Source organism: Herminiimonas fonticola (genome assembly GCF_040395855.1).
GTDB classification, from domain to species: Bacteria; Pseudomonadota; Gammaproteobacteria; order Burkholderiales; family Burkholderiaceae_D; genus Oxalicibacterium; species Oxalicibacterium fonticola_A.
Window position 1 is genome coordinate 1 of record NZ_JBEBPO010000113.1, and the last position, 6,572, is coordinate 6,572.

8 protein-coding genes are annotated in these 6,572 nt (G+C 54.8%); all 8 read left to right on the forward strand.

The annotated features are described in order from the left end of the window. Positions 1 to 195: ATP cone domain-containing protein (locus tag ABWP27_RS11535; RefSeq protein WP_353156888.1), on the forward strand; the 195-nt coding region annotated here is incomplete at its 5' end. Positions 196 to 410: 215 nt separating this feature from the next. Further along, complete coding sequence (pilV, locus tag ABWP27_RS11540) at positions 411 to 989, forward strand: type IV pilus modification protein PilV (protein ID WP_353156890.1); 579 nt, start codon at positions 411 to 413, stop codon at positions 987 to 989. Further along, positions 986 to 1,975: a PilW family protein gene (locus tag ABWP27_RS11545; protein WP_353156893.1), complete on the forward strand. Its 990-nt coding sequence runs from the start codon at positions 986 to 988 to the stop codon at positions 1,973 to 1,975. The genes pilV and ABWP27_RS11545 overlap by 4 nt, the downstream gene beginning before the upstream one ends. Then, complete coding sequence (locus ABWP27_RS11550; protein WP_353156896.1) at positions 1,972 to 2,598, forward strand: pilus assembly PilX family protein; 627 nt, start codon at positions 1,972 to 1,974, stop codon at positions 2,596 to 2,598. The genes ABWP27_RS11545 and ABWP27_RS11550 overlap by 4 nt, the downstream gene beginning before the upstream one ends. A gap of 44 nt (positions 2,599 to 2,642) precedes the next feature. Further along, entirely contained in the window at positions 2,643 to 4,787 is a 2,145-nt protein-coding gene (locus ABWP27_RS11555) for a pilus assembly protein (RefSeq protein ID WP_353156899.1), read from the forward strand. Positions 4,788 to 4,795: 8 nt separating this feature from the next. After that, the gene (locus ABWP27_RS11560) at positions 4,796 to 5,242 is read left to right on the forward strand and encodes a type IV pilin protein (RefSeq protein WP_353156901.1); all 447 of its coding nucleotides are present in this window, start codon (positions 4,796 to 4,798) and stop codon (positions 5,240 to 5,242) included. Between the two features lie 4 nt (positions 5,243 to 5,246). Beyond that, positions 5,247 to 5,795: a GspH/FimT family pseudopilin gene (locus tag ABWP27_RS11565; RefSeq protein WP_353156904.1), complete on the forward strand. Its 549-nt coding sequence runs from the start codon at positions 5,247 to 5,249 to the stop codon at positions 5,793 to 5,795. 61 nt (positions 5,796 to 5,856) lie between these two features. Beyond that, the coding region (gene ribD, locus ABWP27_RS11570; RefSeq protein ID WP_353156907.1) for a bifunctional diaminohydroxyphosphoribosylaminopyrimidine deaminase/5-amino-6-(5-phosphoribosylamino)uracil reductase RibD at positions 5,857 to 6,572 on the forward strand (716 nt) is incomplete at its 3' end.

Here is a 6,572-nt window from a genome sequence, read left to right on the forward strand (position 1 = left end):
CAAAAGCTTCTTTCCAGCGGAGAGCGGGAAGTGGTTTCCGGCCAGATTGGCGAACTGGTCATGCGCGAATTGCAGCGTCTCGACAAGATTGCCTATATCCGCTTTGCCTCGGTGTATAAAAGTTTTGAAGATGTGGCGGAGTTTCAGGATGCGATTGCCGAAGTGGGGCGAGAGCGCAAATCTCCATCCAAGTAACAGGATTCAACATGGCTCGCGACGCGGGCCATTTTTTTGCCCGGAATAAAACGCCGCTGATCTTTCATGCTCCGAACGCGAATGAAAATATGCATCCCATATTGATGGGATACGAAAAAATATAAATTATTGCAACAATCGTCGCTACTCAAAAACCTCGTTTTTGTTTGCATGCTCTGTTTTGAACGGCAGCAATCATAGGTGGAAGGCGCGACATGATGACATCAGGCGAACACGGATTTTCCATGATCGAGGTGCTGATCTCGGTTTTCGTGCTGACGGCAGGTGTGATCGGCGCCGCAGGTATGCAACTGACTGCCTTGCGCACTGCGCAGCAATCCGCCTTGCAAACCCGTGCACTTTATCTGGCCAGCGATATGGCAGACATGATGCGTACAAATGTTGCGCAGATGCAGCTGGACGATAGCGCGAATCCTTATTTGCTGGTGGATTATCAGGCGTCTGGCACGTCGCATCATTTATCCGATTATTCGTGTTACGACGCAGGTGCGCATTGCGATGCAGAACAGCTTGCGCGTTTTGACATTGCGCATTTGCTGCAACAGCTGGATAGCGATTTCCCCGGCGGTCGTGTGCGCATCTGCCGCGATGCCTTGCCGTGGAATGCAGTAACCGGGCATTTCGCCTGGGAGTGCACGACAACAGCGAGTTCAGCCGCGAGCGCACCTGTCGTGATCAAGGTCGGCTGGCAGGAAAAAGATCGCGCTGGCAGTGTGCTTGACGATGCAGCAGCGCCAGGCATGGTATTGACCGTTGCAGGTTATGCAAAATGAAAAATCTGCCTGGTACCTGTCGATTGCAATCCGTGCTGCATCAGCAAGGATTGACGCTCATCGAGCTGATGATCGCTCTTGCTCTGGGTTTATTTATTGTATTCACTGCGATGGGTTTGCTGGTGGCGAGCAAGGCCGGCTATGTAATGCAGGATCAACAGGCGCAGATTCAGGAGACCGGACGTTACGCGATTGAAATCCTGTCGCGTGCAGTGCGCCAGGCCGGCTATGAAAACTGGCACAGCGCCGCAATGCCTACACAGGTAGACGCTACTTTCAGTGCCAGCGTCATCGGCAGAGATGCGATGACGCTGAAGAAAACCACACCGGCGCTCGATTCACTTACTGCGGCGGATGTCGTCAATGGCAGCGATGTACTGGCCTTGCGTTTTTTCGGTGACGACGCTTATGGTGAAGAGGGGGCGATCCTGAATTGCGCCGGCTTGCCTGTGGCCGCGACCGGTGCCGAACAGGAACGCGGCTGGAGCATTTTCTTTGTTGCCAGGGATAGTGCCGGCGAACCTGAACTGCGCTGCAAATATCAGTCAAAAACCAGCTGGAATGCAGATGCGATTGCGCGCGGCGTGGAATCATTTCAAGTCTTGTACGGTATCGATGCAGACGACGATGGCGTAGCGGAACAGTTCCTGAATGCCGATGGGATAAATGCTCTCGATGAACAATTACTGTTGAGTGGGGACAATGCATTGGCACGTGCCAGCGACTTCAATCGCCGGACGTACTGGAAAAAAGTCAGCGTGATCAAACTGGGTTTGCTGGTGCGCGGTTCGCAAGTTGCGCGCGACGATGCGCTCAGAAGCGAATACGACCTGTTCGGCGCTGCGTATAGCGATATGCATGCAGTCGGCGATAAAGGTGTACGGATTACGGAAAGTGTATTGCCGGGCGCCACAAAAAATCGCATCAGAAAAGTGTTCACGCATACGATTCAGTTACGTAATGCTGCGACAGGTAACGGTGCATGAAGAGCCTCCTGTTTATCTGCCGTCGACCGCAACAGGGCATGGTGCTGTTTTCAGTCTTGCTGATTCTTTTGATGGTTTTGTTACTTGGCCTTGCATCGGCGCAGATCGCCATGCAGGGTGAAAAATCATCGCGTAACGACAGGGACAGGCAGATTGCATTTCAGGCGGCGGAAGCGGCATTGCTGGATGCAGAGGTGGATATCGAACATTCGCCGGATCTCGCCAGATCGCGCAGCCATCTTTTCTCGCATTCCAGTGCACGGGGTTTCCCAGATGAGGCAGGTGCCGCATGCAGCAGTGGCATACAGAATCCGTATCTCGGCTTATGCCGTCATGCTGCGGAAGGAATGGTACCGAGCTGGCACGGCGTCGATTTTCTGGATGATACGGCGTCCACGACAAGTTCCGTACCATACGGGCAATTTACCGGCCGCGCTTTTCACACGGCAAATGGTTCCTTGCCGGGCAGGGTGCCGCGTTACATCGTTGAATTGATGCTGTATCGCAAGCCCGGCGAACGCAGTGATGTGCCCAGCTATTTTTACCGGATTACCGCCATCGGTTTTGGTGCGCGAGAGACGACGCAAGTTGTTTTGCAAACGGTTTATCGCAAGACGCATTGATGAACCCGCTATGCCTACGTGAACGCAGTAGATACAGATTCTGCATGACGCTGTTTCTGTCGCTGCTGCCATATTGTGTCAGCGCCGCCGTGCCGGAAGTCGCGCTGGAAACCGACCCGATGACGATATCGTGTGCCACGCAAGGGATGGGAGCACTGACGGCATCCGGCGCTACTGTATCGGCAACGAATGTTTCCGGTGCCGGCATTTACCTGTATCAGGCCGCATTCAATGCTGCAACAGGAAACGGTAGTCTGAAAAAATACCAATTAAGGTTTGACGGTGCAAACAGCACCATCCGCAAAGCGCCTAATGCCGATTGGGATGCGGCAGACATATTGACGGGTATGTCGTCTCCGGCGCAACCGGCTCCCAATCTGAGGCGCATCTATACAGCAGGGCTGACGGCAGACCAAACGCTGCGTACGATCCCATTTTTGTGGAGCGAATTTTCCGTTGCACAGCAAACCATATTGCATACATCCAAAGGTATAGACGATCAGCTTGGAGAAAAGCGTCTGGATTATTTGCGCGGCGGGCGCCGCTATGAATTGGGGCAGGTGGATGGCATCTTTCGCGCACGGGATCGTTTGCTGGGTGCGGTTGTGCATGCTGCACCGGTGTTCGTCGGCGCTCCCGATGCCGCTGTGCGAGGACCTGATTACCAGGCGTTTTACGATGCCGGCAAGACGCGGCGATCCGTCGTCTATGTCGGTGCTGCCGACGGCATGCTGCATGCGTTCGCTGCTGACACCGGTGAAGAATTGTTTGCCTATATTCCACAAGCCTTGTTCCATCACCTGACGCAATTGACTGCAGTCGATTATGTCTATCGCCCCTATGTGGACGGCGTGCTTGCAGTTGCTGAAGCGCGCCTCGGCCAGCAATGGAAGAGTGTGCTGGTCGCCGGCATGGGCAGCGGTGCGCAAGGCGTTTTTGCACTGGACGTGACGCGGCCTGAGCAGTTCGAGCGTGGGCTGGGTGTGCTGTGGGAATTTACCGATAAGGACGATGCAGATATCGGCCATGTAGTCGGTGCGCCGCTGATAGCAAAATTCAAGATCGGTATCAGCAAGGGCGCACCGATTTACCGCTATTTCGCAGTGGTGGCAGGCGGCTTGAATAACTACCGCGATGATGGCGTCGGAAAATTCAACGCACAGGCATCCGGTGCATTGTTTCTGCTGGCGCTGGATAAAGCCGGAGCGGATAAATGGATAGCCGGCCTCAACTATTTCAAGTTCCTTGTTCCGATCAGCGACAAGAATATGGTCAATGGTTTGATGGCGCCATCGGCGGTTCTTGCTGCCGATGGTGCGGTGAGCCATGTCTATGCCGGCGATTTGCAGGGTAATCTCTGGCGTTTCAATTTTGCCGGCAATGCTCCATGGTCGAATGCGCTGGGTAGTATGCCGCTCAAACCATTGTTTACTGCCAGCGATGCACAGCGGAACCGGCAGCCGATTACGCAGAAAGCCCAGGTGGTTTTTGCTGCTGACGATGCGTATATGGTCTTGTTTGGCACAGGGAAGTTTCTGGAAGGCTCCGATCTGGATAGGCAGCGTTTCACAGGCCAGTCCTTTTACGCCATCCTCGATATCCTGGACAACAAGACGGTGATGCGCAGTCAGCTCACGGAAAGAAAGCTGGCGGCAACGCATGCCGGTGGCAATACATTGGAAATCAGTGGCAGCACTGTGCGGTACAGCGCGCCAGGCGTGACGGAAAAAGGCTGGTATGTCGATTTCACCGATGCAAACAAGAGCGGTGAGCGCAGCATCGCCAGCGCGCAAATTATCGACGGAAATCTGTTTTTCAATACCTACATTCCGGCTGCTGATACCTGCCAGCAAGCGAGCGGGCGTTCCTACATGCTGAACGCGCTGACCGGCTTGCCGGCCTATGCAAATCCGACTACCTATTTCACTCCTGCTGCAGCGCTGAATCCGCCGCTGCTTGTGGCGAGCATGCCGAATCAAACACCCGCGCCGGATGCAGTCGGCAAACGCCGGGTGAAGAAAAAACTTGAGCGGCTGGATCCGGCAGCAGAAAACAACGCGGAAGACGTCGCAGAAGCCGCGCAGTCCGGACAAAAAAACACGGCTGAATATTTTGTAACTGCAGGCCGCTTGAGTTGGCGCGAACTGGTGAACTGGCTGGAGTTGCGTACATCCGGCAACAGGAAATAGGAGCAGATATGCGATGCAGACTTGCACATGGTTTCACCATGATTGAATTGATGGTCGTACTGATCATCGTCGCGATTCTGGCTGCCATTGCCATCCCGTCTTATCAGGAGTCAGTGTTGAAAACGCGGCGCACCGAAGGGCGCGCCGCGTTGATGAAGGCCATGCAACAGCAGGAACGCTATTACTCGCTGCACACGACGTATCTGGCGTTTTCCTCTTCTTCCACCGATGCGGAAGCAAAAAAATTCAGCTGGTTTTCCGGCGCGAATGCAAAAACCAGCTTCTATGAAATCAGTGCACAAGCCTGCAACGGCAAGACGATACGCGACTGCGTATTGCTGATTGCACAGCCCGGCACCGTCATGGTCAATAGCGCCTATCGTGATCCCTTGTGCGGAACGATGAGCCTGAACAGTCGCGGCGAAAAATCTGCTGCAGCGGATCGTTGCTGGTAAGGCCATGTTTTTGTCGCCAGCCAGGCATGTGCATAGCAGCGGATTTTCCATCGTCGAAGCGATGGTGATCTTGCTGATAGTCGGAATTTTGCTTGGTGTCGGTATTCCTTCTTTTCATGCCATGTTACAAAACCAGCGTTTGACGACGGCAGCGAATGCCTTATTGATGGCGGTTCATCTGACACGTTCGGAAGCCATACATCGGGGCCGGCGCGTGGATCTGGTGCCGGCCGGGGACGGTACCAAATGGAGCAAAGGCTGGGTAATTTTCATCGATGACAATAATGATCAGCGGCTGGATCCGAATGAAACCATCATCTATTCTCACGACGCATTGCATGAGGATATTCGTATCACGCCCAGTTTTACCGATTCGAAAGTACAATATATTGCATACACCGGTAGCGGACGCACGCGTACCAATGCGAACAGCCAGACCTCACAGGCGGGAAACTGGTTGCTGGAGTCGGGCTCGCAATCGCGCAAGGTCGTGATCAATTTTCTTGGACGGGCGCGCGTATGCAATCCGCAGAAGGAAGCGGCGAGCTGCTGAGCAAACAAACCGGGAATATTCCGGCTACGGTACCGATTCATTTTCCTAAGCAAAGACTCTCGTGGAAATACATAGCGATGTACAGGGCATACGCCTTGCGTTGGAACTGGCAGCCAGGGGCATGTTTACAACTGCGCCCAATCCGCGCGTGGGCTGCGTCATCGTCAAGGACAACCAGGTCATAGGCAGCGGTTATACGCAGCCGGTTGGTCACGCGCACGCAGAAGTGCAGGCGCTCAACGATGCAGCGGACAAGGGCTACGATGTGGCGGGCGCGACCGTCTATGTGACGCTGGAGCCGTGCAGCCATCATGGCCGCACGCCACCCTGTGCCGATGCGTTGATCCGTGCACGCGTGGCGCGTGTGGTGGCCGCGATTGCCGATCCGAATCCGCTGGTTGCCGGACAGGGTTTGGCACGGCTGCAAGCAGCAGGAATTGAGGTTGCGTGTGGCGTACTGGAAGCAGAGGCACGTGAAATCAATATCGGTTTCCTGTCACGCATGCAACACGGCAAGCCATGGGTGCGGATGAAATCCGCCGCCAGCCTGGACGGCATGACAGCTCTGCACAATGGAATCAGCCAGTGGATTACCGGCGATGAAGCGCGTGCCGATGGACATCTCTGGCGTGCCCGTGCGTGCGCCATCCTGACCGGCATAGGCACGGTGATGGAAGATGATCCGCAGTTGACCGTGCGTGCCATCGATACGCCGCGTCAGCCGCAACGCATAGTCATCGACAGTCAGTTGCAGATCAGCCCGCATGCGCGCGTATT